Source organism: Microbacterium sp. LWO12-1.2, from assembly GCF_040675875.1.
Taxonomy (GTDB): Bacteria; Actinomycetota; Actinomycetes; order Actinomycetales; family Microbacteriaceae; genus Microbacterium.
The window spans coordinates 1,916,045-1,942,106 of sequence record NZ_JBEGII010000001.1 but is presented as its reverse complement, the minus strand read 5'-3'; the positions used below and the strand labels follow the sequence as shown (position 1 = coordinate 1,942,106).

At 67.5% G+C, this 26,062-nt stretch carries 22 protein-coding genes and 1 tRNA gene; 17 read left to right on the top strand and 6 right to left on the bottom strand.

What is annotated here, in order from left to right:
* The first annotated feature begins 6 nt into the window (after positions 1 to 6).
* Positions 7 to 939, top strand: coding sequence for a 4-(cytidine 5'-diphospho)-2-C-methyl-D-erythritol kinase (locus MRBLWO12_RS09300; protein WP_363554784.1), 933 nt, complete (start codon positions 7 to 9; stop codon positions 937 to 939).
* A 148-nt stretch (positions 940 to 1,087) separates the two neighbouring features.
* Here MRBLWO12_RS09300 and MRBLWO12_RS09295 read toward each other — a convergent pair whose 3' ends face one another.
* Positions 1,088 to 1,753, bottom strand: coding sequence for a DUF998 domain-containing protein (locus tag MRBLWO12_RS09295; protein ID WP_363554782.1), 666 nt, complete (start codon positions 1,751 to 1,753; stop codon positions 1,088 to 1,090).
* A gap of 286 nt (positions 1,754 to 2,039) precedes the next feature.
* Between MRBLWO12_RS09295 and MRBLWO12_RS09290 the strand changes: the two genes are divergently transcribed.
* From MRBLWO12_RS09290 to MRBLWO12_RS09275, 4 genes are all read left to right on the top strand, one after another.
* Positions 2,040 to 3,053, top strand: coding sequence for a LacI family DNA-binding transcriptional regulator (locus tag MRBLWO12_RS09290; protein ID WP_363554780.1), 1,014 nt, complete (start codon positions 2,040 to 2,042; stop codon positions 3,051 to 3,053).
* 154 nt (positions 3,054 to 3,207) lie between these two features.
* On the top strand, positions 3,208 to 4,728 hold the full coding sequence (gene mmsA, locus MRBLWO12_RS09285) for a multiple monosaccharide ABC transporter ATP-binding protein (protein ID WP_363558577.1): 1,521 nt from the start codon (positions 3,208 to 3,210) through the stop codon (positions 4,726 to 4,728).
* On the top strand, positions 4,725 to 6,095 hold the full coding sequence (gene mmsB / locus MRBLWO12_RS09280; RefSeq protein ID WP_363554778.1) for a multiple monosaccharide ABC transporter permease: 1,371 nt from the start codon (positions 4,725 to 4,727) through the stop codon (positions 6,093 to 6,095). Before mmsA ends, mmsB begins: the two co-directional genes overlap by 4 nt.
* Before the next feature lie 59 nt (positions 6,096 to 6,154).
* Positions 6,155 to 7,273: a sugar-binding protein gene (locus MRBLWO12_RS09275; protein WP_363554776.1), complete on the top strand. Its 1,119-nt coding sequence runs from the start codon at positions 6,155 to 6,157 to the stop codon at positions 7,271 to 7,273.
* A 104-nt stretch (positions 7,274 to 7,377) separates the two neighbouring features.
* Here MRBLWO12_RS09275 and MRBLWO12_RS09270 read toward each other — a convergent pair whose 3' ends face one another.
* Both MRBLWO12_RS09270 and MRBLWO12_RS09265 read right to left on the bottom strand, forming a co-directional pair.
* The gene (locus MRBLWO12_RS09270; RefSeq protein WP_363554774.1) at positions 7,378 to 8,256 is read right to left on the bottom strand and encodes a spermidine synthase; all 879 of its coding nucleotides are present in this window, start codon (positions 8,254 to 8,256) and stop codon (positions 7,378 to 7,380) included.
* A 53-nt stretch (positions 8,257 to 8,309) separates the two neighbouring features.
* The gene (locus tag MRBLWO12_RS09265) at positions 8,310 to 9,686 is read right to left on the bottom strand and encodes an HNH endonuclease signature motif containing protein (RefSeq protein WP_363554773.1); all 1,377 of its coding nucleotides are present in this window, start codon (positions 9,684 to 9,686) and stop codon (positions 8,310 to 8,312) included.
* A gap of 187 nt (positions 9,687 to 9,873) precedes the next feature.
* Here MRBLWO12_RS09265 and MRBLWO12_RS09260 point away from each other — a divergent pair, with 187 nt between their 5' ends.
* The 6 genes from MRBLWO12_RS09260 (at position 9,874) to MRBLWO12_RS09235 (ending at position 18,226) form a co-directional block, all read left to right on the top strand.
* Positions 9,874 to 11,583 (top strand): alpha/beta hydrolase-fold protein, encoded by a 1,710-nt coding sequence (locus tag MRBLWO12_RS09260; RefSeq protein ID WP_363554771.1) that lies wholly within the window; start codon positions 9,874 to 9,876, stop codon positions 11,581 to 11,583.
* 90 nt (positions 11,584 to 11,673) lie between these two features.
* Positions 11,674 to 13,500, top strand: coding sequence for an ABC-F family ATP-binding cassette domain-containing protein (locus MRBLWO12_RS09255; RefSeq protein ID WP_363554769.1), 1,827 nt, complete (start codon positions 11,674 to 11,676; stop codon positions 13,498 to 13,500).
* A 138-nt stretch (positions 13,501 to 13,638) separates the two neighbouring features.
* Positions 13,639 to 15,402, top strand: a complete 1,764-nt coding sequence (locus MRBLWO12_RS09250; RefSeq protein ID WP_363554767.1) for a Na+/H+ antiporter — start codon at positions 13,639 to 13,641, stop codon at positions 15,400 to 15,402.
* Between the two features lie 114 nt (positions 15,403 to 15,516).
* Entirely contained in the window at positions 15,517 to 16,428 is a 912-nt protein-coding gene (locus MRBLWO12_RS09245) for a MetQ/NlpA family ABC transporter substrate-binding protein (RefSeq protein WP_363554765.1), read from the top strand.
* A 95-nt stretch (positions 16,429 to 16,523) separates the two neighbouring features.
* Entirely contained in the window at positions 16,524 to 17,567 is a 1,044-nt protein-coding gene (locus MRBLWO12_RS09240) for a methionine ABC transporter ATP-binding protein (RefSeq protein WP_363554763.1), read from the top strand.
* Positions 17,567 to 18,226 (top strand): methionine ABC transporter permease, encoded by a 660-nt coding sequence (locus MRBLWO12_RS09235; RefSeq protein ID WP_363554761.1) that lies wholly within the window; start codon positions 17,567 to 17,569, stop codon positions 18,224 to 18,226. The genes MRBLWO12_RS09240 and MRBLWO12_RS09235 overlap by 1 nt, the downstream gene beginning before the upstream one ends.
* Here MRBLWO12_RS09235 and MRBLWO12_RS09230 read toward each other — a convergent pair.
* The 3 genes from MRBLWO12_RS09230 to MRBLWO12_RS09220 are packed head-to-tail and all read right to left on the bottom strand — an operon-like array spanning position 18,213 to position 20,179.
* Positions 18,213 to 19,157, bottom strand: coding sequence for a pseudouridine synthase (locus MRBLWO12_RS09230; protein ID WP_363558575.1), 945 nt, complete (start codon positions 19,155 to 19,157; stop codon positions 18,213 to 18,215). The two genes, MRBLWO12_RS09235 and MRBLWO12_RS09230, sit on opposite strands and share 14 nt — an antisense overlap.
* Positions 19,158 to 19,176: 19 nt before the next feature.
* Positions 19,177 to 19,671, bottom strand: a complete 495-nt coding sequence (locus tag MRBLWO12_RS09225) for a MarR family winged helix-turn-helix transcriptional regulator (RefSeq protein ID WP_363554759.1) — start codon at positions 19,669 to 19,671, stop codon at positions 19,177 to 19,179.
* Positions 19,672 to 19,678: 7 nt separating this feature from the next.
* Positions 19,679 to 20,179 carry a GNAT family N-acetyltransferase gene (locus MRBLWO12_RS09220; RefSeq protein WP_363554757.1) on the bottom strand — a complete coding sequence of 167 codons (501 nt, stop codon included), beginning with the start codon at positions 20,177 to 20,179 and terminating at the stop codon, positions 19,679 to 19,681.
* 126 nt (positions 20,180 to 20,305) lie between these two features.
* Between MRBLWO12_RS09220 and MRBLWO12_RS09215 the strand changes: the two genes are divergently transcribed.
* From MRBLWO12_RS09215 to MRBLWO12_RS09190, 6 genes are all read left to right on the top strand, one after another.
* Positions 20,306 to 20,377, top strand: a tRNA-Gln gene (locus MRBLWO12_RS09215).
* Between the two features lies 1 nt (position 20,378).
* Positions 20,379 to 21,809, top strand: coding sequence for a bifunctional UDP-N-acetylglucosamine diphosphorylase/glucosamine-1-phosphate N-acetyltransferase GlmU (glmU, locus tag MRBLWO12_RS09210; protein WP_363554755.1), 1,431 nt, complete (start codon positions 20,379 to 20,381; stop codon positions 21,807 to 21,809).
* A gap of 6 nt (positions 21,810 to 21,815) precedes the next feature.
* Positions 21,816 to 22,850: a ribose-phosphate diphosphokinase gene (locus MRBLWO12_RS09205; RefSeq protein WP_141871258.1), complete on the top strand. Its 1,035-nt coding sequence runs from the start codon at positions 21,816 to 21,818 to the stop codon at positions 22,848 to 22,850.
* A 96-nt stretch (positions 22,851 to 22,946) separates the two neighbouring features.
* On the top strand, positions 22,947 to 23,426 hold the full coding sequence (locus MRBLWO12_RS09200; protein WP_363554754.1) for an FMN-binding protein: 480 nt from the start codon (positions 22,947 to 22,949) through the stop codon (positions 23,424 to 23,426).
* A gap of 21 nt (positions 23,427 to 23,447) precedes the next feature.
* Entirely contained in the window at positions 23,448 to 24,329 is an 882-nt protein-coding gene (locus tag MRBLWO12_RS09195; RefSeq protein WP_363554752.1) for an FAD:protein FMN transferase, read from the top strand.
* Between the two features lie 15 nt (positions 24,330 to 24,344).
* Positions 24,345 to 25,919 (top strand): FAD-dependent oxidoreductase, encoded by a 1,575-nt coding sequence (locus MRBLWO12_RS09190; protein WP_363554750.1) that lies wholly within the window; start codon positions 24,345 to 24,347, stop codon positions 25,917 to 25,919.
* Positions 25,920 to 26,062 lie beyond the last annotated feature (143 nt).

Sequence of the window (26,062 nt, the reverse complement as noted above, 5' to 3'; positions counted from 1 at the left end):
CCGATCATGAGCCTTTCCGCGTCGACCGAGTCCGTGCATGTGCGCGCGCCGGGGAAGATCAACGTCTACCTCGGGGTCGGCGGCCGCCATGACGACGGCTATCACGCACTCGCGACGGTCTTCCAGGCGGTGTCGCTCTACGAGGACGTGATCGCCCGCCACGCGGATGACTTCTCGCTCACGGTCTCGGGCGTCGATGACGTCGATGACGTGCCGTTGGACGACCGCAACTTGGCGATGCGGGCCGCGAAGCTCCTCGCCGCGGCGACCGAATATCGGGGCGGGGTCTCATTGGAGATCCGCAAGCGCGTCCCGGTCGCGGGGGGCATGGGCGGTGGATCGGCCGACGCCGCCGCTGCGCTCGTCGCGTGCGATGCGCTGTGGGGCACCGGCCTGTCTGCCGCGCGCATGCATGAACTCGCGTCTCGACTCGGTGCGGACGTGCCGTTCGCGCTGCACGGCGGCACCGCCGTCGGCACGGGACGGGGCGATCAACTCAACCCCGCTCTGGCGCGCGGTCGGTTCGACTGGGTGCTCGTGACCAGCGAGCACGGCCTCTCGACGCCGGTGGTCTACGGGCGGCTCGATACGCTGCGCGAGGAGGAGGGCGCTCTCGCCGACGATCCGCCGATGTCGCTCGATGTGCCGATCCCGGTGCTCCAGGCCCTGCGCTCCGGTGACCCTGCACAGCTGGCGGACACGCTGTACAACGATCTGCAGGCGGCAGCATTCTCCGAGCGCCCCGATCTGGCGCAGACGATCGACATCGGCATCCGTGCCGGCGCGCTGCAGGGCATCGTCTCGGGCTCCGGTCCCACGATCGCGCTCCTGTGCGCCGACCCCGAGACCGCACAGGATGTGCAGACGGCGTTGCGGCGCTCAGGGCAGGAAGCGCTGCATGTGCACGGCCCGGTGCCGGGCGCTCGCATCATCGTCTGACGGTCTTAGGGAGTCGGAGCGGGCAGCCCCTCTCGAGTCATCCGGTTCCCCAACCGGTACTCGAGAGGGTGCTCGCCACAAGGGACGTGGCTGCTCTGCCTCACTGCGTTCGGCTTCGCACCCCAGATGCTCCGCCTGGTAGCCCCAGCTACTGAATCGACAATAGCGCCACATTGCTTGTCCCCCAAATGGGGGACAAAGAAAATCGCTGTGAGTTTGCTGAAGGTTTCCAGGCGATGGCGGGCGCGAGGCTCCGGAGTTGGACTTCGAGCAGGTGCACCCACGTCAGGATCACGGTGAATCCGATCGCTTCGAACAGGGTGAGGTTGATCCAGCCGAGCGTCATCGCCGCCATGCTCCCGACCATCGTCACGCCGGAGATGGCGGCGAGGCGCGTGAGTCGGGGAGAGAGCTGGCGAAGGAAGATGCGGTGGACGATCAGCAGGCAGGCGAACGACGCGAGCATGAACATCGACGCGTTGTCGTGGGCTGCCTTGTCGACCGACAGCGGGAACACGCCGATCGCGCCAAGGCTGATGCCGAGCGTCGCCACGAAGAACGGCACGACGCGAGCGGCGTGACGGTGCTTGGGCTCGGCGATCAGCGGCGTGCTGATGAGCCAGATCCGCATCATCGCCGCCGATGCGGTGATGACCACACCTGCGGCGATCAGGCCGCCGTTGAAGAGGGTCGCCGAAAGATCGTCGGTCATGCCGAGACGACTGAAGTACAGTTCCCACCACTCGGGGTCGGTGGTGGTGAGGGTGGCCGCGAGAATGCCTGCGCAGAGGATCATTCCGGCGGTGAGGGTCATAGACGCTCTTCTGGGGGAGCTCATGGCTTTGTCCTGTCGCCATACGCTCGACGGCCGGCCAGGACGAAGTTGAGTCCCTCCTCAGGCGAGCGTTCATCGGGTGCGGGGCTGTGGAAGCCCGCTGGGTAATGTCATTCTAGCGACAACAGCCGGGTCACGCCGGGTTTCTCTTTTCGATGTGCTAGTCGGGAGCGTTTCCTCCCTTTCGCGGCCTCGGCGTGCGGTGTGCGGCGCCTGCGTACATAATGAAGTAACGATGTGACCGTGCACATGCAAGGAGGCTGCGATGTCCAGCGCCTCTGAGCGTGCCCGGATGCCGAGCATCCGCGACGTCGCACGGCTCGCGGGTGTGTCTCATCAGACCGTCTCGCGCGTGCTGAACGATCATGCCAGCATCCGCCCGGAGACCAAGGCCAAGGTCCTCGACGCGATCGAGGTGCTGGACTATCGCCCGAATCTCGCGGCCAGAGCGCTGGTGACCAGCAAGTCGAACATGCTGGGGATCCTCTCGGCGACGATCGGCGAGTTCGGTCCCACATCGTCCATCGCGAGCATCGAGGACGCGGCGCGCGAGGAGGGCTATTCGGTCTCGACGCTCAACCTCGCCGCGACCACACCGGAGGCGATCGGCAACGCGGTCCGCCAGCTGACCAGGGAACAGGTCGATGGGATCGTCGTGCTGGCGCCGCAGGTGCGTGTCTTCCATGTGCTGCGGGGGATGGCCGTGTCGCTGCCCTTCGTCAGCCTGCAGACCGCGTCGGGGTCGGACGGGGTCAGCCTCTCCGCCGATCAGGTGGCGGGAGCGCGAGCGGCGACCGAGCACCTGATCGGACTCGGGCACAGCGACATCCTGCACCTGGCCGGACCGCAGGACTGGATCGAGGCGGAGTCGAGGATGCGCGGGTATCTCGATGCGCTGCGCGAGGCCGACCTGCCCACGTTCCCGCCGATCCGCGGCGACTGGTCCGCGGACTTCGGGTACTTCGCCGGCCAGGAGCTCTCCCGAAGGCGAGACTTCACCGCGGTGTTCGCGGCCAACGACCTGATGGCGATCGGGCTGTTGCACGGGTTCCGCGACACGGGCATCCGCGTGCCCGAGGATGTCAGCGTCGTCGGGTTCGACGACGTGCCAGTGGCCGCTCATGTCGCGCCCACCCTGACGACCGTGCACCAGGACTTCCCCGAGTTGGGGCGCAGGGCCGTCAAGATCCTGCTCGCGCAGATCCGCGGTGAGCAGGTGCCGGCGTTCGGCCCCCTGCAGACGACGCTGCGCCTGCGCGAGTCGTCAGGGTCACGGTAACGACACGAAATCGCCGTCCGGACTTGACAGCGTCCCGTCCCCATTGCACGATGTTACAAATGTGAACGGTCACATCGAAGGTGACCGCACGTCGCGAGGAAGATCCGTGAGCACCACAGCAACGTTGCCGACCGTGTCAGGCCCGATCCTGGAGATGCGCAGCATCACCAAGGAATTCCCGGGAGTGAAGGCCCTCTCCGAGGTGTCGATCACCGTGCGCGCCGGCGAGATCCATGCCATCTGCGGCGAGAACGGCGCGGGCAAGTCCACCCTGATGAAGGTCCTGTCCGGCGTGTACCCGTACGGGAGCTACGACGGCGAGATCCTGTTGTACGGCGAGGAGCAGCGGTTCCGCGACATCGCGGCCAGCGAGCAGGCCGGCATCGCGATCATCCACCAGGAGCTCGCGCTGATCCCGGAGCTCTCGGTCACCGAGAACATCTTCCTCGGCAACGAGATCCGCCACTTCGGCCGCATCGACTGGCAGGCGCAGAAGCAGCGCGCGATCGAGCTGCTGGCCCGCGTCGGGCTGAACGAGGATCCCGATGCCCAGATCAAGACGCTCGGCGTCGGCAAGCAGCAGCTGATCGAGATCGCCAAGGCGCTGAACAAGGACGTCAAGCTCCTGATCCTCGACGAGCCGACCGCCGCGCTCAACGAGAACGACTCGCAGCACCTGCTGGATCTGATCCTCGGCCTCAAGGCCAAGGGGATCGCGTCGATCATGATCAGCCACAAGCTGAACGAGATCGAGCAGATCGCCGACGAGATCACGATCATCCGCGACGGCCGCACGGTCGAGACGCTCGACATCTCGCGCGGCGAGATCAACGAGGACCGCATCATCCGGGGCATGGTCGGACGGTCGCTTGAGAGCCGCTACCCGGATCGCACTCCCGAGATCGGCGAGGTGTTCTTCGAGGTCAAGGACTGGTGGGTGCAGCACCCGACCGTCTCCGAGCGGATGGTCGTGAAGGGCTCGAACCTCAATGTGCGCCGTGGCGAGGTCGTCGGCATCGCCGGTCTCATGGGCGCGGGCCGCACCGAGTTCGCCATGAGCATCTTCGGCCGCTCCTACGGCACCTACCTGTCGGGGACCATGACCAAGGACGGCCAGGAGATCGCGCTGCCGGATGTCGCCGCGGCGATCAAGCACGGCCTGGCGTACGTGAGCGAGGACCGCAAGGTGCTCGGCCTCAACCTCCTCGACACCATCAAGCGTGCGACCGTCTCCGCGAAGCTCTCGAAGATCGCGCGTCGCGGTGTCGTCGACCCTCGTGCCGAGTACGCGATCGCCGAGCAGTACCGCAAGGCGCTGCGCATCAAGACCCCCTCCGTGGAGGAGGGCGTCGGCAAGCTGTCGGGTGGTAACCAGCAGAAGGTCGTGCTGGCCAAGTGGATGTTCACCGATCCCGACCTGCTCATCCTCGATGAGCCCACGCGTGGCATCGACGTCGGAGCGAAGTACGAGATCTACGCGATCATCAACGAGCTCGCGTCGCAGGGCAAGGGCGTCATCGTCATCTCCAGCGAGCTGCCCGAACTCCTCGGCATCTCCGACCGCATCTACACCGTCTTCGAAGGTCGGGTCACCGACTGCATCCCGGCCGAACAGGCGACACCCGAGGCCCTCATGCGCAGCATGACCTCCGCGACCCAGAAAGCATCCGCATGACCACCGATCTCACGACCGCGAAGCGCGGCTTCCACTTCAAGGACATCACCAAGATGTTCGGCGGCGGACAGTCGACGCTCCGCCAGTTCGGCATCCTCGGCAGCCTCGTCGTCATCCTGGTCGTCTTCCAGGTGCTGACCTGGATCTTCAAAGGTCAGGGACTCACGCTCTCCTCGGGCAACCTGATCAACGTCGTCAACCAGTACTCCTACATCCTGATCCTCGCGATCGGAATGGTGATGGTCATCATCATGGGGCACATCGACCTGTCGGTCGGGTCGGTCGCGGCGTTCACCGGCATCATCGTCGCCAAGGCGATGGCGGACTGGAATCTGCCTTGGCCGCTGGCCATCCTCCTCGGTCTCGGCGTGGGCGTGCTGGTCGGCGCCTGGCAGGGATTCTGGGTCGCCTATGTCGGGGTGCCGGCGTTCATCGTGACGCTGGCGGGCATGCTCTTCTTCCGCGGCGCGAACCAGTGGGTCGGCGACTCGCAGTCGATCCCGGTCCCGCAGGGGTTCAAGGTCATCGGCGCCGGCTACCTGCCGGAGCTGTCGTTCATCCCCGTTCCGTTCAACGTGCTCACCATGGTCCTCGCCCTGGTCGGTGTGCTCTGGATCGTCATCTCGGAGATCCGCACCCGCCGCGCGCAGGCCAAGATGGGCTCCGACATGGCGCCCCGCTGGGTGAGCATCACCAAGGTCGTGCTGATCTCGGTCGTCATCCTGGTCGCCGGCTGGCTGTTCGCCACCGGGCGTGAGGGCACGAGCTTCCCGATCTCGGGTGTGATCCTGCTGCTGCTGGTGATCCTCTACACGTTCATCACCAACAACACGGTGTTCGGCCGCCACATCTACGCCGTCGGTGGCAACCGCCAGGCCGCACGCCTGTCGGGCGTGAAGGACCGCTGGGTCGACTTCTTCGTCATGATGAACATGTCGGTGCTGGCCTCGCTCGCCGGGATGATCTACGTGGCCCGCGCCACGGCCTCCGGTCCGCAGGACGGCAACGGCTGGGAACTCGACGCGATCGCCTCGGTCTTCATCGGTGGTGCCGCCGTCTCGGGTGGTATCGGTACCGTCATCGGATCGATCATCGGTGGTCTCGTGATGGCGTTCCTCAACAACGGACTCGCGCTGCTGGGCGCCGGAGCCGACGTGGTCTCGATGATCAAGGGCCTCGTGCTCCTGTTCGCGGTCGGCGTCGACGTCTGGAACAAGCAGCAGGGTCGCCCGTCGATCATCGGATTCCTCACGCGCCGCTTCGGCCGCAAGGAGGATCCGGCGCTCGCCACCTTCGACCCGAAGGCGAACTACCCCACGGGTCAGAAGTACGAAGCCCCCGCCGTCGACGAGACGCGCGGAAAGTAGGGGTCGAGCTGCGTGCCGCACGCGCGACGAGACCTTCACACACCAGAGAAAGAGATCACATGAAGAAGATTCTTCTGTCGGCGACAGCGCTTGTCGTCGCGGGCGCATTCGCCCTCACCGGCTGCTCCTCGGAGCGCGGCGGTGACACCGGCTCCGGGTCGGGGGAGGAGACCACCAAGGGCTTCGCCGCTGACGCCACGATCGGTGTCGCACTCCCGGACAAGACCTCGGAGAACTGGGTCCTCGCCGGTCAGCTGTTCACGGACGGTCTCGAGAAGGCCGGCTTCAAGGCAGACGTGCAGTACGCACCGGCCAGCAACACGGTCGCCGAGCAGCAGAACCAGATCCAGGCCATGGTCACCGGTGGTGCGAAGGTCATCATCATCGGCGCGAAGGACGGCAAGCAGCTCGCGACGCAGGTCGAGGCAGCCCGCGACGCCGGCGTCACCGTCATCGCGTACGACCGTCTGATCGAGAACACCGACGCTGTCGACTACTACGTCGCGTTCGACAACTTCCGTGTCGGTGAGCTCCAGGGCCAGGCTCTGCTCGACGGTCTCGCCGAGCGTGCAGGTCACGACGCTCCGTACAACATCGAGCTGTTCTCCGGTTCCCCGGATGACGCGAACTCCGCCGTGTTCTTCGACGGCGCGATGAGCATCCTCCAGCCGAAGATCGACGACGGCACCCTGAAGGTCGTCTCCGGCCAGACCGAGATCGCCCAGACGGCGACCGAGGGCTGGAAGGCGGAGAACGCTCAGCGTCGCATGGACTCCCTGCTGACGTCGACGTACAGCTCGGAGACGCTCGACGGCGTCCTGTCCCCGAACGACACCCTCGCTCGCGCCATCATCACGTCGGTGCAGGGTGCGGGCAAGGACGTCCCGGTCGTCACCGGTCAGGACTCCGAGGTCGAGTCGGTCAAGTCGATCATGGAGGGCATCCAGTACTCCACGATCAACAAGGACACCACGCTCCTCGTCGAGCAGTCCATCAAGATGGTCGGCCAGCTCCAGAAGGGCGAAGAGGTCGACGTCAACGACACCGAGTCGTACGACAACGGCGTCAAGGTCGTGCCGGCATACCTGCTCGACCCGATCATCGTCACGAAGGAGAACGCACTCGAGGCATACGCCAACGTGCCCAGCCTCCTCGAGATCGTGAAGTCGTTCCAGTAAGCAGTGAATGACCCGCGAGGCCTGTGCTTCGCGGAGGACGAGCCGTCCGGACCCTCGGGTCCCGGGCGGCTCGTTCGCGTGCGGGGGAGGACGCCGAGCGGGCGCTAGTTCCAGATCGGGTCGTCGGGGTCGGGGGAGTCGGTTCCGTCGGCGTCGGTCATGATGCGCGCGTCAGCGATCCACGAGTTCAGGGGGCCGTCGTGGAGGTAGTGAGGTCGTGGTGTGCCGAGGAGATCGGGCGTCGTCACGATGTCCAGCGGCTCATCGCTCGCGAAGATGACGACGTTGCCGAGCGGCCCTTCATCATCTTCCGGTTCGGCGTCGAAGACGATGGCGACGTGCTCGAACACGGAGCTCAGGGTCGCCGCCTGTCGTCGTGAGTACTCGAACGGATGCCCATCGAGCAGGTTCACCGCGACGACTCCCGTTGCTGCGGAGCGCGCGGCGATCCGGCGGTAGAACTCCTGGCTGGCCACACGATGCCGGATGACGGCGGCATCCCACAGATCGACGACGGTGAAGCGCGCGTCCACCCACTCGCGGGAGGGGGATGACGGCATCGGCTTCTCGTCCGGAAGATCCGCGTCTGCGACCGCTCGCGCATCGCCGAAGATGACGCGCAGATCAGAACCGGGAGGCAGCGGCAGTGCGGCGATCACAGCGGCGTAGAGCGTGGGCTCGAACTCGACCACGAGTTGAGGTGATCCGGGTCGCGTGGCCTCGACGTAGCGTGCCAGCGTGAGTGCTCCGGCTCCCAGATGCACGGTGAACAGCGGCGCACCGGGCTCCGCAGCGGCATCCATCGCGCGGGCGATGTGCCGGGTGTAGGCATACTCAAGGTCGGTGGGCTCGGTCATCGAGACGACGGACTGCGGAATTCCATCGACGCTGAGCTCGTAGCGACCGGGTCGCCTTCTGGACTGCACCAGCTTCGCCTTGCGATTGTCCAGTGAGAGCGAGAACACCCGGCGATTCCATGACACCCGTCGAGTTTAGGTCGGGCGGGAGCAGCGGGAGACCGCCTCCCCGGAGGTTCTCAGAACGGCACGAGCGCCGATTCGGTGGTCTCGAACTCGGTGGTCTCGAACTCGGCTGGTGTGAACCGCACCGTGTTCTGTGCTGGCGGCCGGTCGACGTACGCCTCGCCCGTCGGGCTTCTCCACTCGAGGACTCCGCCGACCTTCTGCTCCACCTGCCAGCGGGAGTGATGCTTCATCATGTGATGTCGGCGGCAGAAGTGCGCGAGATTGTCTTCGCAGGTCGGCCCGCCCTCGGCCGCCGCATGGTTGTGGTCGATATCGCATGTGCGGGCCGCAAGACCGCACGCCGGGAATCGGCAGCGCTGATCCCTCGCCCGAAGATGTCGTTTCAGTTGATCGCCCGGTCGATATCGGTCGACGGCGAGCAACGCTCCGCTGATCGGATGGGTCAGAACCCGTTCCCACCCGATCGCCTCCCCGGCGAGTCTGCGCGCGGTGCCGGTATCGATCGGGCAGCGACCGTCGAGCTCGGCCGGCGGCAGGTCGGTGTGCGCTCCGCGCGCGTCGATCAACGTCATGACCGGCACGGTCACCTCCACGCGCGCATGGATGGAGTCCCACAGCGCGTCCTCCGAATCATGCCCCGTCGGCGCGCCCGTGAGCACGAGATCTGCGAGCAGATCTGCCCGAAGCTGGTCAACCGTCCGTTCGTCGGCGGGCTCGACCGTCCGCTCGTCCGTCCGAGTGTCACGAGGCGTCGACTTCCGCTCCTTCGCGGCACGGGCATTGCCTTCGTGTACGCGGTGCGCGATCTGCGATAGGCGGTCGTACATGCCGTGGATCAGCGTCGACGGCCCGTGCACGCCCAGCTCGGACATCCCGTCATCGAGGTCGTTCACCCAGACGCGTCGGTTGTCGCGCGCGTCGCGATGGCGCGCAGTCAGCGACCGTGGCTGGTACTGCTCAGCGATCCTGCGCGCATGGCGACGCAGACGGTTCGGCGACTCAGCCTCTGCGATCACGAGGACCGCATCCGCGTACGCCGCCCGATCGCGGGGATCATCGAGATGCGCGCTCGCCTCGACGATGACCCGCGTATGCGCCGCAGTGATGCGCCCGGCACCCTGCGCCGCCCACACGTCCGGCAGATCGGTCACAAGACGAGACGCAGCTGCCATCCGACGTTCGATCGTGCGATCGCTCACGCGTTGTGCGGCACCGATCTCGGCGGCGACTGCGCGCGTCGCCATATCGCCGTAGTCGGGATGGTTCGCCTGCCTGGCGATGTCGATCGCCAGGCGAGACGCCATCGCGAGCATGCCGTCTCGCGCGGCCAGCATTCCGCTGATGGTCTCTTCCGCAGCCTGCAGCCCGGCGACCAGATCGGCGAGCATCGCCATCTGAGAGTCGTTCGCATCGAGCAGGTCGGTCATGAGGACAGTTCACCACCGACCACCGACAATCGAAGATGGTCTCGACGACGACCGCTCCCGTCACCGTGAGCCGGCGCAGGCTATCCGCACATCGCGGCCCTTCGCTGATGGGGTGAGCGCACATGGGATGGCCCCGCCGCCCGTCCTACCGTGAGGATCACTGATCGACCGACGAGAGGGATGTCTCATGCCGTATGACTTTCGGGGAGGGCGCGGCGTCAGGGCCCTCGTCTCTCTCGCCGCAGCCACGACGCTGATCACGGCCGGTTGGGCCGGCGCCCACGCGAGCGGGCAGGAGGCCACTGCGGCGCCTGCACCGGTCTCTGCATCCGCTCGCACTGCCGTCGTCGCGGATGAGCCTGACCCGTTCATCCGCGACGTGAAGACGTGGATGATGACCTCGGAGGATGACCGCACCTACAAGATCTCGGTGGCGCTCCCCGCCGGCTACAGCGAGAGCGGGTCGGCGTACCGTGTGCTCTATGTCACCGACGCCAACGCCGAGTTCGGAATCGCGGTCGAGACGGCACGGCTGAATGCCCCCGGCACGGTCGTGGTCGGCATCGGGTATGACAACCCCGGTCAGGGTTTCGCGGCCTCTGGCGTTCCTCGCACCCTCGATCTGACTCCGACCGACATCGGCGTGGCGACTCCCTCCGGCGGGGCACCGGAGTTCCTCTCGTTCCTCCGAGACGAACTGGTGCCGCGGATCGAAGGGGACTTCCACGTCGATGCGGGCGATCGTGCGCTCATGGGCCACTCCTTCGGCGGTCTTTTCGCGACCTACACGCTGCTGCACAACGAGGGACTGTTCCAGCGTTTCGTGATCGCGAGTCCGTCGCTCTGGTGGGATGAGCACACGATCCTCGATGCCGAGAACGAGTACGCTGCCGAGCACGACGCACTCGACGCGCGCGTGTTCCTCTCGGTCGGATCGCTGGAGGAGACCACCACCGGTTTTCCGATGACGAGTGACATGACGAGCTTCGCGACGACGCTGGCGGATCGCGGCTACGCAGGGCTGGAGCTCGGCGGGCACGTGTTCGAGGACGAGACGCATCTGTCGGTGATCGGAGCATCCTTCAGTCGCGGGCTGCGGTTCATCTACGCCGCGCCCGGCACGACGGTCCCTGGCACAGAGCTGCCTTCGGTGCCGGCGATGGCGGCGCCGCAGGTCGGATCGCACCCGGCCGATGTGCAGGTGGATGAGGGAGGGGATGCGAGCTTCGCCGCGGCTGCGACGGGCGTTCCCGCTCCCACCGTGCAGTGGCAATCCCGGCTTTCGAGCTCCGCGGACTGGGTTGCGATCCCGGATGCGACGGGCACGGCCTATGTCGTGACCGGCGCGCGAGTGTCGGCGACCGGCACGCAATACCGAGCGGTGTTCCGGAACGCCGCCGGCGAAGCGATCACGGATGCCGCGACCCTCACCGTCGCATCGACGGGGGAGGAGCCTGGACAAGGAGGCCCGTCCGACGATGACCTGACAGAAGAAGCTCGCGGAACCGTGACCGTTCCCGACTCCCTCGTGCGGGGGGAGACTGCTGTCGTCACGGTCGGGAGCGAGTATGTCGGACAGCGAGTGTACGTGTATCTGTTCTCCACCCCGGTCGCACTCGGAGAGCGCACCGTCTCGGCCGAAGGCACCGTCACTGTCATGATCTCGGAGGACGCCACGCTCGGCGCGCACCGGATCGCCGTCTATGGGGGCGATGGTGCGCTCCTCGGCTGGGACACCACCACCATCGTCGCCCGGTCCGCAGGGGAAGGGGCGGCGGCGTCCGCGCACTTGCCGGACACGGGCGCCGAGATCGACGTGGTGCTCGTCGCCGGAGCGCTGCTGCTGCTCGGTGCGGGTGTCGGGCTGGTGGTGAAGGCTCGCGCGCGCCGCACCTGACGACGTTGCCGACGTATGCGGGAGCCCTGGGCATCGGTCCGGGCTCCTGCAACGAATGCCCAGTCCGACGCGACTACCCTGGGGAGTGACATGGCACATCTTCTCGGGGCAGAGTCCCTTCATCTCGAATATCCGACCAGGGTCGTCTTCGACTCCGTGACCCTCGGGATCGAGGAGGGGGACCGGATCGGCATCGTCGGGCGCAACGGCGACGGCAAGTCGAGCCTGCTCGGGATGCTCGCCGGCCTCAAGGAGCCCAACTCCGGACGCGTGACCGTGCGCGGCGGCACCACGATCGGGGTGCTGTCCCAGGCCGACACCCTCAGTGACGACCTCACGATCAGTGCGGCGGTCGTCGGTGACACCCCGGAATACGAGTGGGCGGGGGATCCGCGCGTCCGTGACGTGATCGACGGCCTGCTCCGTGATCTGCCGTGGGATGCCGAGATCGGCTCGCTCAGCGGTGGACAGCGCCGTCGGGTCTCACTGGCCAAGCTGCTCACCGGGGACTGGGACGTGATCGCGCTCGACGAGCCGACCAACCACCTCGATGTCGAAGCCATCACGTGGCTCGCCGGGCACCTGAAGAAGCGCTGGTCGCCGAACTCGGGTGCGCTCATGGTCGTGACCCACGATCGCTGGTTCCTCGACGAGATCTGCACCGAGACCTGGGAAGTGCACGACCGCATCGTCGAGCCCTTCGAGGGCGGATATGCGGCATATATCCTGCAGCGCGTCGAGCGCGATCGCATGGCTTCCGCCACCGAGGCGAAGCGGCAGAACCTCGCCAAGAAGGAGCTCGCCTGGCTCCGTCGCGGCGCACCCGCGCGTACCGCCAAGCCCAAGTTCCGCATCGACGCGGCCAACGAACTCATCGCCGATGTCCCCGAGATCCGCGACAAGGTGTCGTTGCAGTCCCTCGCGGTCTCCCGTCTCGGCAAGGACGTCGTCGACCTGCTCGACGTCGGAGTGACCTACCCCGCGGCCGACCCTTCGACAGGCTCGGGGACCCAGGACAAAGTCGTTCTCCGCGACATCGAGTGGCGCATCGCCCCGGGCGAGCGCACCGGTATCCTCGGCGTCAACGGCGCCGGCAAGTCCACCCTCCTCGGTCTGATCTCCGGCACCGTCGAACCCACGGTCGGCCGCGTCAAGCGGGGGACGACCGTGAAGGTCAAGACCCTCACCCAGCGTCTCGACGAGCTCGAGGATGTGCGGCGCGAGCCCGTGCGCGTCGTGATCTCGCGACTGCGTACCTCGTACACCATGGGCACGGGATCCAAGGCGCAGGAGCTCACGCCCGGTCAGCTCCTCGAACGGCTCGGCTTCGACTCCGCCCAGCTCTCCACTCCGGTCAAGGACCTGTCCGGTGGGCAGCAGCGTCGGCTGCAGCTGCTACTGGTGCTGCTCGACCAGCCGAACGTGCTGATCCTCGATGAGCCCACCAACGACCTCGACACCGACATGCTCTCCGCGATCGAGGATCTCCTCGACTCCTGGTCGGGCACACTGCTCGTGGTCAGCCACGACCGCTACTTCCTCGAGCGCGTCACGGATCAGCAGTACGCGATCCTCGACGGTCGGCTGCGCCACCTTCCCGGCGGCGTCGACGAGTACCTGCGACTGCGACAGCTGCAGGATGCCGCGCCGGCGAAGTCGCAGACCGCGGTGAACACGGCCAAGACCGCAGGTCTCGACGGGGCAGCGCTGCGCTCGGCGCAGAAGGAGATCTCGTCACTGGAGCGCCGCATCGAGAAGCTCACGCAGCAGATCGACAAGGCCAAGCATGCTCTTGCCGAGCACGACCAGGCGGACTTCGAAGGCCTGGGCGAGCGGATGAAGGCGATCAGCGCACAGCAGGACGAGATCGGCGAGCTCGAGGTGCGCTGGTTCGAGCTGACCGAAGAGCTCGGCTGAGCCCATTCCCCCCGTGAGGGGGTCTGTTGTTCCTCCCCTCCTGGGAATACGGTGGCAGTGCGATGCGCTGTGCTCTGGGCGGGGCCTGACGCCATCCGGTGTCGCACGGCATGATCCTGCGGCATCCGGGAGGTACAGATGGAAGGTCTCGAGGTCACAGTCCTGCTCGGGCTCACGATTCTCGCGGGGGCGCTGCTGGCGCCCCGCATCCGGCTCGCGCTGCCTCTGGTGCTGGTCATCTTCGGACTCGCGCTTGGCTTCGTCCCCGCGCTCCGCGAGGTGCAGCTGCCGCCGGAGACGGTGCTGCTGCTGTTCCTCCCGGTGATGCTGTTCTGGGAGAGCCTGACCACGTCGCTGCGCGCGATCCGTCGTGACTTCCGCTACATCCTGCCGATGAGCACCCTGCTGGTCGTCGCATCGGCGTTCGCCGTGGCGGGTATCGGCGTGCTGTTCGGGATGCCCTGGGAGATCGCCCTCATCCTGGGCGCTGCGGTCGCCCCGCCGGATGCGACAGCCGTGGCCGCCCTCGGACGGCTGCTGCCTCGGCGCATGTTTATGAAGCTGAAGGCGGAGAGCCTCACCAACGACGGCACCGCCCTGGTGCTGTACGCGATCGCGGTGTCGTTGGCCGTGGGCGGTCAGGTCACACCGTGGTCTGTCACCTGGACCGTGCTGGTCTCGTACGTCGGCGGCATCGCGGCCGGCGCCGCGATCGCCGCGCTCGGGTACCTGCTTCTCAGCCGTGTCTCCTCGACCATGGTGATCAACGTGACCCTCCTGCTGATCCCGTTCACCGCTTTCCTGCTCGCCGAGATCGTGCACGCGTCCGGCGTGCTCGCGGTCGTCGTCGCAGGGCTCATCGTGGCCTATGTCTCGCCGCGCGTCACCACCGCCTCGTCGCGTCGGCAGACGGATGCGGCCTGGCCGTTCGGTGTCTTCCTGCTCAACGGCGCCCTGTTCGTGCTGATCGGTCTCGAGGTGCAGTACGTCGTGCACGAGATCTCCGCCGCCGCGATCGGACGCCTGGTGCTGGTGACGTTGGCGGTGTGGGTGACGCTGCTGGTCGTGCGCTATCTGTTCCAGTTGCTCAGCGTGCCGTTCCAGCGCTCCTCTGCGCCCCAGCCGCCGCGTGGGGTGCGTTCCCGCGCCCGTCTCGTCTCCACCGTCGCCGGGATGCGCGGCGCGGTATCGCTCGCGATCGCCCTGTCGGTGCCCGCGACGGTCGCCGAAGGGCCGGATGCCGCTGGCCGCGACGAGATCGTGTTCGTCACTGCCGGTGTCATCCTGCTCAGCCTGCTCGTGCAGGGCCCGCTCCTGCCCGCCCTCGTGCGCTGGGCGCGCATCCCCGTCGACCATGCCGATGACGAGGAGTACGAACTGGCAGAGCGCGCCATCTCGGGAGCAGCGCTCGCGGCACTCGACGACCTCGCTGCCGAGCACGGCGTCGGCCAGGAGGTGCGCGATCGGGTGCGCACCGAGGGTTACATGATGCTCGAATTCGCGAACGCGAGGGCTCTCGCGCGGGAACAGGCGATCGTCGACGCCGAGGCGGATGCGCTCGACGAGATGCTCGACGAGCCGGACCCTCTCGGCACCGGCACCGGCACCGGCATCGAGGAGAACGTGGGAAGCGGTGCGACTCTGCCGTCCACGACGGAGGGCGGCGAGGGGAACACGCTCCAGATGATCGCCACCTCCGCCGATGTCGACGTGATGCAGCGGTCGCCGCTGATCCGTCACGAGGAGCACACCCGCCTGAAGCTCGCCATGCTCGACCGCAAGCGCGAGGTGCTGCTCGGGCTGCGCCGCTCCGGCACCGTGGACGATCTCGTGGTGCGCAGGATCTCTGCGCGGCTCGACCTGGAGCAGGTGCGTCTGCAAGGGATCGAAGAGTTCGACTGAGCGCATCCGGTTACCGGTATTCCGGGCTGTGACGCTGTGTGACGGTCCGATTCCGCGCCTGCGTCCGGGCCTGCCTAACGTATTCGAGTCCCTGAGAGAGGAACCCGCATCACTATGTCCCGTCGTACCACGTCCATCATCGCCGCGCTCGCCGCGGTCCCGCTCTTCGTCGCCCTCGCCGGCTGCGCCACGGCATCGTCCGAGGCCGGCTCCGGCAGCGGAGAATCGACCACACCCGAGGTCGTCAAGATCGGCGTCGTCGGCAAGGGCGACGAGCAGTGGGCGCCGTTCGTCGACGCTGCAGCGGAAGAGGGCATCACGGTCGAACTCGTCGACTTCGGCTCCTACGAGCAGCCCAACCCGGCGCTGACCGAGGGCGAGATCGACCTCAACCAGTTCCAGCACATCGTGTACCTCGCGGACTACAACGTGAACTCGGGTGCCGACCTCACGCCGATCGGTTCGACCGCGATCTACCCGCTCGGTCTGTACTCCAGCAAGTACGACGACGTCGACAGCATCCCGGAGGGCGAGACGGTCGCGGTTCCCGACGATGCGTCGAACCAGGCACGTGGACTCCTCGTGCTGCAGTCGGCCGGCCTGATCGAGCTCAAGAGCGGCGGATCGATCTTCTCCGATCTCGCCGATGTCGACACCGCCAAGTCGAAGGTCAAGGTCACCGCGCTCGAGGCGGCGCTGATCCCGACGTCGCTGCCGGATGTGGCCGCGGCGATCATCAACAACGACTTCGTCGAGGACGCCGGTCTCTCGTACGAGGACGCGATCGCGCAGGACGACCCGGAGGACCCGAACGCCCTGCCGTACGTCAACATCTTCGCGGCTCGCGCCGATGATGCGGACAACCCCACCTACCTGAAGCTCGTCGAGATCTTCCAGACCAACGAGGCCGTCCAGGCCGGTCTGCTCGCGTCGTCGGGAGACACCGCGGTGTCGCTGCAGACGCCGGTCGAGGACCTCGTCGCGTCGCTGAAGAAGGTCCAGAAGGACACCGAAGCGCAGAAGTGAGCAGGGCGGGAGCAGTCCCGCCAGATGCGAGAATCGGGTGGCGCGTCGTGCGTCACCCGATTCGTCTTTCCCCCCGATCCAGACCGGAGCAGCACATGCCGATCGTGAGCCTGACGAACGTGTCGAAGGCCTACCCGTCCCGCACGCCGGGTGACGGTGAGGTCGTCGCCGTCGACGACGTGACCCTGTCGATCGAGAAGGGCGATGTCTTCGGCATCATCGGCTACTCCGGTGCAGGCAAGTCGACGCTCGTGCGGCTGATCAATGCGCTCGAACCGGCGACGAGCGGCACGATCCTGGTCGACGGCGTCGACATCACCGCACTCCGTGAGAGCGAGCTGCGCAAGGTCCGCGGCGGCATCGGCATGATCTTCCAGCAGTTCAACCTCTTCTCCTCGCGCAACGTGCGCGCGAACATCGCGTATCCGCTCACGCTCGCGGGGTGGAAGAAGCCCGACATCGAGGCGCGCGTCACCGAACTGCTGTCCTTCGTCGGCCTCTCCGACAAGGCCAAGGCGTACCCGGAACAGCTCTCCGGAGGGCAGAAGCAGCGCGTCGGCATCGCCCGTGCGCTGGCGACAGGGCCCGCGATCCTCCTCGCCGACGAGGCGACCAGCGCGCTGGACCCGCAGACCACGCACGAGGTGCTCGACCTGCTCAAGCGCGTCAACGAGGAGCAGGGCATCACGATCGTCGTGATCACCCACGAGATGGACGTGATCCAGACCATCGCGACCAAGGTCGCCGTGATGGAGGGCGGCCGCGTGATCGAGCAGGGCGACGTCTTCGACGTGTTCTCCGCGCCGCAGAATCCCGCGTCGCAGCGGTTCGTGGGTACCGTGGTCAAGGGCGTCCCCTCGCCGGCGGAGCTCTCGGTGCTGCGCGAGCGGCACCAGGGCCGCCTCGTCACGTTCTCGTTCCGCGACGGCGACTCGTCGCAGGCGCAGGTCTTCCTAGACCTCGCCTCTGCCGGGCTCGACTTCGAGCTGGTCTACGGCGGCATCAACGACATCCGCGGACGTGCGTTCGGACATCTCACGCTCGCGATCCGGGGAGAGAGCGCCGCGATCGACCGCACCCTCGCGGCCATCGGCGAGCGCGTCCAAGTGACCGAGATCGCGCGAGAGGAGGCCCGCTGATGGATCGTCTGATCGAACTCTGGCCCGAATTCTGGGCGGCAGCACTCGAGACCCTGTACATGACCTCGTTCGCCCTCGTGCTCGGTGGCATCCTCGGTCTCGTGATCGGCGTGATCCTCTACGTGACCCGCCCCGGCGGTCTGGCGCAGAACGTCGTCATCTCGGCGATCGCGAACCTCGTCGTCAACTTCTTCCGGCCGATCCCGTTCGTGATCTTCATGGCCGTCGCCCAGCCGCTGGCGCGGGCCGTGATCGGCGTCGGCATCGGCACGACGGCCGGCGCGTTCATCATCGGACTCGCCGCTGCGTTCGCGATCGGACGCATCGTCGAGCAGCACCTCGTGTCGGTCTCACCGGGGGTCATCGAGGCCGCGCGCGCCATGGGTGCAGGGCCCTGGCGCATCCTGTTCACGGTGGCGATCCCCGAATCGCTCGGACCGCTCATCCTCGGCTACACCTTCATCGTCGTGGCGCTGATCGACATGACGGCCATGGCCGGTCTCGTGGGTGGTGGCGGTCTCGGCGCCTTCGCCCAGATCTACGGCTTCCGCAAGTTCGAACCGGTCGTGATGTGGGCGGCGATCATCCTGATCGTGGTCTTCGTGCACTTCATGCAGTTGCTCGGCACGCGCCTCGCCCGCAAGGTCATGCGCCGCTGACGGGAGCGTCCTGCAGGGAGCGCGCGGTGGTGAACACGCGCTCCTCGCCGCTGATCGGGTCGATGAATCGCAGTTCCCGCGCGAGGAGCTGCAAAGGTCGGGCGTGGTCGTCGGGGAGTTCCCCGCGCAGCCTCGGGTAGAACGGGTCGTTCAGGATCCCGATGCCGAGCGCGGCCAGGTGCACGCGCAGCTGGTGCATCTTGCCGGTGTGCGGACGCAGCAGTGTGTGCACGACCCGGTCGTCGCTGCCGATCAGTTCGATCAGCGTCTCGGCGTTCGGCTCGCGCACGTCATCGACCTGCACGAGCAACTCGCCGCGATCCTTGCGGATGTGGTTCCGGTACACGAGCGGGAACGACTGCCCGCGCAGCGTGGGGGCGGCGGGATCCCACCCCTCCGGCACCGCCGACACCGCTTCGTAGACCTTCTCCACCTGACGGTTCTGGAGCATCAGCTGGTAGGGACCACGGCTCTGCGGTCGTGTCGAGAACATCAACAACCCGGCGGTGGCGCGGTCGAGCCGGTGGATGGGCGCCAGGTCCGGGATGTCGAGCAGGTTGCGCAGGCGTACGAGCGCCGAGTTCTGCAGATACTTGCCACCTGGCGTGGTCGGCAGGAAGTGCGGCTTGTCGACCACCAGCAGATCGGCGTCCTGATGCAGCACCTCGACCGCGAACGGGATCTCCGTCTCGACCGGGGGCTTGCGGTAGTACCAGATGAACTCCTCGACGCCCAGCGGGGTGTCCCTCGCGAGCGGGCGGCCGTCGCGGGCGACGATCTCCCCGAGGTCGAATCGTTCGTACACCTGCTCGGGCTCGAGATGGAAGAAGCGCTCGATCATGTAGTCGGCGACCGTCGGCCACACCCCGCTCATCGGCAGGTGCAGGCGGGTGGCCCCCACGCCGTCGCGCATCGGCAGCGGGGAGAGCATGGCCATCAGCAGTCGCCGTTCACGCGTCGAAGCTCAGGCTGAGCTTGCGCAGCAGCCCGGCGAGTCGATCGCGGTCCGCGCGTGACAGGGCCTGCAGCAGATCGGCCTCGACATCGACCAGGCGGGTGATCGCGGCATCCACGCGGATGCGCCCGTCGTCGGTCAGGATCACCAGCACGCTGCGCCCGTCGTCAGGATCGGCCTCGCGGCGCACGAAGCGACGACCGACGAGACGGTCGATCCGGTTGGTCATGGTGCCGCTGGAGACCAGGGTCTGCTGCAGCAGCTGCTTGGGGGAGAGCTGGAAGGGCGCGCCGGCGCGGCGCAGTGCCGACAGCACGTCCCATTCCCACGGCTCGAGATCGCTGCGACGGAACACATCCCGTCGGGCGCGGTCCAGGTGTCTCGACAGGCGGTCCATGCGGGACAGTACCTCGAGAGGGGAGAAGTCGAGGTCGGGCCGTTGCGTGTTCCACGCGCCGACGATCCGATCGACCTCGTCCGTTGCGCTCATCCGTCCATTATCGCGTGCGCTCACCCTGCGGCTCGCCGCCGCCTGCCACCAGCGAGAGCGTCATGAAGGTGCTGTGCGGATCGGGAAGGTAGCTGCTGAACGGCGCGCACTCCACGAATCCGGCGCGCGCGTACAGTGCGCGGGCCGGGAGGAAGAAGTCCTGGCTGCCCGTCTCCAGCGAGATCCGGCGGATGCCGCGGGAGACCGCGTCCGCCTGCAGGAAGGACAGCATCGCCGTCGCCAGTCCCCGCCCTCGCTGCGCGGGGTCCGTGCGCATCGACTTCAGTTCCTCGTGTTCCTCGTCGATCGTTGCGAGAGCGCCGGTCGCGAGCAGTCGCCCGTCGTCGATCGCGGCGAAGAGTCGTACGCCCGGCACCAGCAGACCGGCGAGCGGCAGTGCGTGCTGGCTCTCGGGAGGCGCTGTGCCTTGCATGTCCTGATGGTGGGCGCGCAGGAACGCCGTGAGCTCCGGTGTGGCGGTCTCGATGCGTTCGATGGTGATGTTCACGGAGACATCTTCGCGGGGTCGTGTTTCGCGCGGATGACGACCACGGCACCGGTTTCGCGGGTGCGCCGGGCCGGGGAGCGCGGGCGTGGCAGAATTGACCCGTGGCGTCCCTCGCGGGCGGCACGGTCCGCCGTGGTGTAATGGCAGCACGACAGCCTTTGGAGCTGTTAGGTCTAGGTTCGAGTCCTGGCGGCGGAGCATGACAGAGAACAATCTCGCCATCATCATCCTCGCAGCGGGCCAAGGCACTCGCATGAAGTCGCGCCTGCCGAAGGTGCTCCATGCGATCGGCGGACGTCCGCTGGTCGGGCACGTCCTCACGACGGCCGCCGTGCTGCAGGCCGACCACATCGAGGTCGTGGTGCGTCATGAGCGCGACCAGGTCGTCGCCGCGCTGAGCGAGGATTACCCGGACGCGATCTTCATCGATCAGGATGACGTGCCCGGCACCGGTCGCGCGGTGCAGGTCGCGATCGACGCGCTCCCTGCGGACTTCGACGGCGACGTGCTCGTGCTCTCGGGCGACGTTCCGCTGCTCGAGGCGAGCACGCTCCAGGCCCTTGTCGCCGGCCACCGGGCCGCCGCGGCCGCCGCCACCCTGCTGAGCGCCCGACTCGATGACCCGAGCGGCTACGGCCGCGTGATCCGCGATGCCGACGGCACCGTGCAGCGCATCGTCGAGCAGAAGGATGCCACGCCTGAAGAGGCCGCGGTCACCGAGATCAATGCGGGCGTCTACGTGTTCCGGGCGCCCGAGCTGCGCACCTACCTCGCTCAGGTCGGGCAGGACAACGCGCAGGGGGAGATGTACCTGACGACCGTGATCGAGCTGCTCCGCGGTGCCGAGCACCGCGTCGCCGCCGAGATCGCGATCGACACCGCGTCGACCTTCGGGATCAACGACCGCGTCCAACTCGCCGAGGCCGGCCGGGTGCTCAACGACCGCATCGTGCGCAAGTGGCAGCGCGAGGGCGTGACCGTCATCGATCCGGCGACCACGTGGATCGACGATGATGTGACGCTCGCCCCCGACGTCACCATCCTCCCGAACACCCACGTCCTGCGCGCCACGATCGTCGGCGCCGGGGCGATCATCGGACCGGACACCACTCTCGTCGCGTGCGAGGTGGGCGAGGACGCGAGCGTGCGTCGCACGGACGCCACGCTCTCGGTGATCGGTGCCGGTGCCACCGTCGGACCGTTCTCGTATCTGCGTGCCGGCACGGTGCTGGGCGCGAAGGGCAAGATCGGCGCCTACGTCGAGACCAAGAACGCCGAGATCGGTGAGGGCAGCAAGGTTCCGCACCTCTCGTACGTCGGAGACGCGACGATCGGACGCGGGGTCAACCTCGGGGCGAGCACGATCACGGCCAACTACGACGACGTGAACAAGCACCGCACGGTGATCGAGGACGAGGTTCACACCGGCTCGCACACGGTGCTCGTCGCGCCCGTTAGGCTGGGAGCTGGCGCGAAGACCGGCGCCGGTGCCGTCGTCCGCAAGGACGTCCCCGCCGGAGCTCTGGCCATGACCGTCGCGCCTCAGCGCAACATCGACGGCTGGGTCGAGAAGAACAGGGCAGGCACGGGTGCGGCGGACGCCGCGGCCCGAGAACGATCGGCGGAATAGGCGAACATGGCGCGCAAGAAGAAGACGGTCGAACTGGATCGCGACAACGGCATCGCGCCGGGACTGGTCGCCAAGACCAAGAAGCGGCTGGTGGTCGCCGGAGGGCGCTCGCATCCGCAGCTTCTCGCCGATGTCGCCGCGTCGCTCGGCACCGAGATCGCTCCGACCGAGCACCGCACTTTCGCGTCGGGCGAGATCTACGCGCGCTTCGAGGTCTCGATCCGCGGCTGCGATCTGTTCCTGATCCAGACCTTCGGCGAGCCTGTCAACGAGTGGCTCATGGAGACGCTGATCATGATCGATGCCGCCAAGCGCGCATCGGCCAAGCGCATCACCGTCGTCGCGCCCTACTATCCGTATTCGCGCCAGGACAAGAAGGGTCGCGGTCGTGAGCCGATCAGCGCCCGCCTCGTCGCCGACCTGCTGAAGACCGCCGGCGCCGACCGCGTCATGAGCGTGGACCTGCATGCCGCGCAGATCCAGGGCTTCTTCGACGGCCCCGTCGACCACCTGTTCGCCAAGCCCGTGCTGCTGGACTACTTCAAGCGCACGCTGAGCCCCGCTGACCGCGAGATCCTCACCGTCGTCTCGCCGGACATGGGCCGCGTCCGCGTGGCCGACACCTGGTCGGACAGCCTCGGTGCGCCTCTGGCCATCATCCACAAGCGCCGTGACCCGAAGGTCGCGAACCAGGTCTCGGTGCACGAGATCGTGGGAACGGTCGAAGGACGCACCTGCCTGCTCGTCGACGACATGATCGACACCGGTGGAACGATCGTCAAGGCCGCGCAGGCGCTCAAGGCAGCAGGGGCCCACCGGGTCATCGTCGCGGCGACGCACGCGATCTTCAGCGACCCGGCATCCGAGCGTCTGCAGGACTCGTCCATCGACGAGGTCGTCATCACCGACACGATCCCGCTGACCGAGTCACGTCGCTGGGACGGCCTCACGATCCTCCCGATCGCGCCACTGCTGGCGCGCGCGATCCACGAGGTCTTCGAGGACGGCTCGGTGACGAGCATGTTCGGCGGCGACGCCTAGCACCCGCATAGTCCTCCCACAGCCCGCGCATAGGCCGACTCCCTACGGTCGATTCACAGGCATACAGTTGTCTCTCATCGAGCCGGGAGGACCCTCATGATCCGCACGACCGTACCGACCTCTGTCCGCAAGGGTTCCGCCCTCGTCGGAATCGCAGGGCTCTTCGTCTTGGCAGGCTGCTCCGGCACCCCCGCTGCAGACGACACCTCGAACTCCGGTGAGAGCAGCTCGGCGCCCTCCAGCTCCAGCTCCAGCACCGGCTCCGACAGCGCCTCCGGCACGTACGCCGACGGCACGTACACCGCAGACGGCTCGTACCAGACGCCCGAGACCGTCGAGAAGATCTCGGTGACGCTCACGCTCGCCGACGGCGTCGTGACAGACGTCGAGGTCACGGGCGACCCGCAGGCGCGCGAGACCGAGCAGTACCAGGGCGCCTTCATCGACGGCATCGCCGCCGAGGTCGAGGGCAAGTCGATCGACGAGCTGAATGTCAGCCGCGTCGCCGGATCCTCGCTCACCAGCGGCGGCTTCAACGACGCCGTGGAGTCCATCAAGGAGCAGGCAGCAGCCTGACCCGGTGATCGGCGCCCCCTCATGGCGATCTGGCAGTTCGACGCGATCGGCACCCGCTGGGAGATCGAGACGACCGCGGAGCTGACGGCGGAATCGCGGGCGGCGGTGTCCGCCGAGATCGAGCGGTTCGACCGCGAGTGGTCTCGTTTCCGTAGCGACTCCGATGTGACCCGGCTCGGAGCGGACGGCGGCGCGCTCGCTTCGGCGGATGCCGGTGCCATGCTCGACGCCTACCGCGAACTGTCGCGTGCGACCGGCGGCGCGGTCAACCCGCTGGTCGCCCGGAGCCTCGACGCGCTCGGGTACGACGCGGAGTACTCGCTGGTGGCCGGAGCGCCCCGACCGGCACCCGAGGTGTGGGAGGAGCGGATCAGCTGGACCGACCGCATCGTCCAGGCCCCCGCTCCGGCGCTCCTCGATGTGGGCGCGCTCGGGAAGGGACGCCTGGTCGATCTCGTCGTGGCGGCGCTCGCATCCGTCCCCGGCGCTCTGGTCGTCGATGCCGGTGGCGACATGCGAGCGCGCGGTGCGCAGACCCGCGTCGCGCTGGAGCATCCCTACGATTCGACCAAGGCGATCGGCGTCGTGACCCTCGCTGACGGGGCGCTGTGCGCCTCGGCGATCAATCGACGCGCCTGGGGTGACGGACTGCACCACGTGCTCGACGCGCGAACCGGCCTCCCCGTGCGCACCTGGGCGGCGACCTGGGCGCTCGCGCCCGACGCGATGAGAGCGGATGCCGTCGCCACCGCGCTGTTCTTCGACGGCGGTCCGGAGCTCGCTGCGGCGTGGGGTGTGGAGTGGGTGCGCATGAGCACCGACGGCCGCGTGGAGCGCTCACCCGGATGCGACGCCGAACTGTTCCTCGCGGGCGTCACGGATGCCCCTGCACCACAGAACTAGGGAAGAGTGGACCCCGTGATCACCTCATTCACCGCAGCCCGACAGCGCGTTCTCGCTCTGCTGGGTGCCCTGTCGATGTACCGACTGGTGCTGTTCGCCCTGGTGGCTCTGGCGGTGATCGCCTTCCTGCTCTCACTGGTGGGGGTGATCGTCTCGCCCACGCCCCTCGAGATGCTCGCGTCCTTCGTGGTGCTCGCCGTGGTCATCTCCGTGGTGGACGCCGTGGTGCAGCGCATCCTCCGCCTTCCCTGGCGGATCGAGTCGTCTCTCGTCACGGCACTGATCCTGCTGTTCGTCCTCCGCCCCGGTCTCGAACCGACCACGCTGCTGGGGCTCGCCGTCGCGGGAGCGCTCGCGAGCCTGTCGAAATATCTGATCGCCTGGCGCGGCCGGCACATCCTGAACCCGGCGGCGTTCGGTGCGGCCGTCGTATCGATCGTGGGCTCGTTCGGCGCCTTCGAGTGGTTGGGGACGTCGGCGTCGTGGTGGGTCGGCACGCCGTCGCTCGCGCTCCCGGTGGCGCTCCTCGGGCTCGCTGTGCTGTGGCGCACCGAGAAGGTGCGCGTGGTGCTGCTCTTCCTCGTCGTGGCACTCGTGACCTCGCTCGTGCGACAGGTCGTGCAGGCGCAGCAGTTCGACCTCGCCTTCGACTTCTCGACCGCGTTGCAGTTCGCGCTGCTCCAGTCGCCGTTCCTTTTCCTCGGTGCCTTCATGCTCTCCGAGCCGCTGACGCTGCCGCCCCGCCGGTGGCAGCAGTTCTCCGTCGCCGTGCTCGTCGGTCTACTCGCGGGATGGCCGATCTCCGTCGCCGGACTGTTCACGCTCGGCCAGGAGCGCGCGCTGCTGATCGGCAACCTGCTCGCGTTCGCGTTCGCACTGCGTGGCTCGGTGCGACTGGTTCTCGAACGACGTGCGTTCATCACCCCCACGGCACAGGAGCTGACCTTCCGCGCGAAGGGCAAGCTGGCCTTCCTGCCCGGTCAGTACCTCGAACTGGATGTGCCGCACCACCGGCCCGATGCCCGCGGCACCCGTCGCGAGTTCAGCATCGTGTCTGCGCCGGCCGACCTGCCCACGCTGCGAATCGCCTACAAGAACGGCGATCAGAAGCATCCGTCCAGCTACAAGCGGGCGCTCGCGGAGGCGGAGCCCGGTGCCGTGCTCGCCGTCACGGGAACCTGGGGCGACTTCATCCTGCCGCGCGGTGAGACACCGGTGCTCATGCTCGCGGCCGGGATCGGTGTCACGCCGTTCGTCTCGCAGCTGCGGCAGCTGCAGGCGACGGGGCAGAGGCGCGACGTGGTGCTGGTGTATGTCGCGGCCGAGGCGGCGGAGCTGGCATTCCGCGACGAGCTCGCCGCGACCGGTGTGCGCACGGTCGTGTTCACGAAGGACGAACCCGCCGATCTGCCCGCGCACTGGACCTGGGCGCAGGGTGCTCGTCTGGATGCAGAAGGACTCGAGCGCACCGTCGGCGACCTCGCCGCACGCCACGCCTTCATCTCGGGTCCACCGCGGCTGATCGCCGACCTGGCGCCGGCACTGCAGAAGGCCCACAGTCTCACGACCGACGCCTTCGCCGGCTACTGACGCGCCGCCGCAGCCTCGCCGCCGACCTGCCGCCTCGCCGACTGCAGGAGATTTGGCGACCTGCCGCCTCGCCGACTGCAGGAGGTTTGGCGACCTGCAGGACGAACTCCCCACGGATCCTCCTGCATCCGGCGAGATCTCCC

Coding starts and splice junctions, on each gene's coding strand:
- MRBLWO12_RS09245 (WP_363554765.1), top strand. CDS start 15,517: ATGTCCCGTCGTACCACGTCCATCATCGCCGCGCTCGCCGCGGTCCCG.
- MRBLWO12_RS09200 (WP_363554754.1), top strand. CDS start 22,947: ATGATCCGCACGACCGTACCGACCTCTGTCCGCAAGGGTTCCGCCCTC.
- MRBLWO12_RS09225 (WP_363554759.1), bottom strand. CDS start 19,671: ATGAGCGCAACGGACGAGGTCGATCGGATCGTCGGCGCGTGGAACACG.
- mmsB (WP_363554778.1), top strand. CDS start 4,725: ATGACCACCGATCTCACGACCGCGAAGCGCGGCTTCCACTTCAAGGAC.
- MRBLWO12_RS09250 (WP_363554767.1), top strand. CDS start 13,639: ATGGAAGGTCTCGAGGTCACAGTCCTGCTCGGGCTCACGATTCTCGCG.
- MRBLWO12_RS09240 (WP_363554763.1), top strand. CDS start 16,524: ATGCCGATCGTGAGCCTGACGAACGTGTCGAAGGCCTACCCGTCCCGC.
- mmsA (WP_363558577.1), top strand. CDS start 3,208: ATGCGCAGCATCACCAAGGAATTCCCGGGAGTGAAGGCCCTCTCCGAG.
- MRBLWO12_RS09205 (WP_141871258.1), top strand. CDS start 21,816: ATGGCGCGCAAGAAGAAGACGGTCGAACTGGATCGCGACAACGGCATC.
- MRBLWO12_RS09230 (WP_363558575.1), bottom strand. CDS start 19,157: ATGCTCTCCCCGCTGCCGATGCGCGACGGCGTGGGGGCCACCCGCCTG.
- MRBLWO12_RS09255 (WP_363554769.1), top strand. CDS start 11,674: ATGGCACATCTTCTCGGGGCAGAGTCCCTTCATCTCGAATATCCGACC.
- MRBLWO12_RS09195 (WP_363554752.1), top strand. CDS start 23,448: ATGGCGATCTGGCAGTTCGACGCGATCGGCACCCGCTGGGAGATCGAG.
- MRBLWO12_RS09235 (WP_363554761.1), top strand. CDS start 17,567: ATGGATCGTCTGATCGAACTCTGGCCCGAATTCTGGGCGGCAGCACTC.
- MRBLWO12_RS09290 (WP_363554780.1), top strand. CDS start 2,040: ATGTCCAGCGCCTCTGAGCGTGCCCGGATGCCGAGCATCCGCGACGTC.
- MRBLWO12_RS09295 (WP_363554782.1), bottom strand. CDS start 1,753: ATGACCCTCACCGCCGGAATGATCCTCTGCGCAGGCATTCTCGCGGCC.
- glmU (WP_363554755.1), top strand. CDS start 20,379: ATGACAGAGAACAATCTCGCCATCATCATCCTCGCAGCGGGCCAAGGC.
- MRBLWO12_RS09260 (WP_363554771.1), top strand. CDS start 9,874: ATGCCGTATGACTTTCGGGGAGGGCGCGGCGTCAGGGCCCTCGTCTCT.
- MRBLWO12_RS09265 (WP_363554773.1), bottom strand. CDS start 9,686: ATGACCGACCTGCTCGATGCGAACGACTCTCAGATGGCGATGCTCGCC.
- MRBLWO12_RS09275 (WP_363554776.1), top strand. CDS start 6,155: ATGAAGAAGATTCTTCTGTCGGCGACAGCGCTTGTCGTCGCGGGCGCA.
- MRBLWO12_RS09300 (WP_363554784.1), top strand. CDS start 7: ATGAGCCTTTCCGCGTCGACCGAGTCCGTGCATGTGCGCGCGCCGGGG.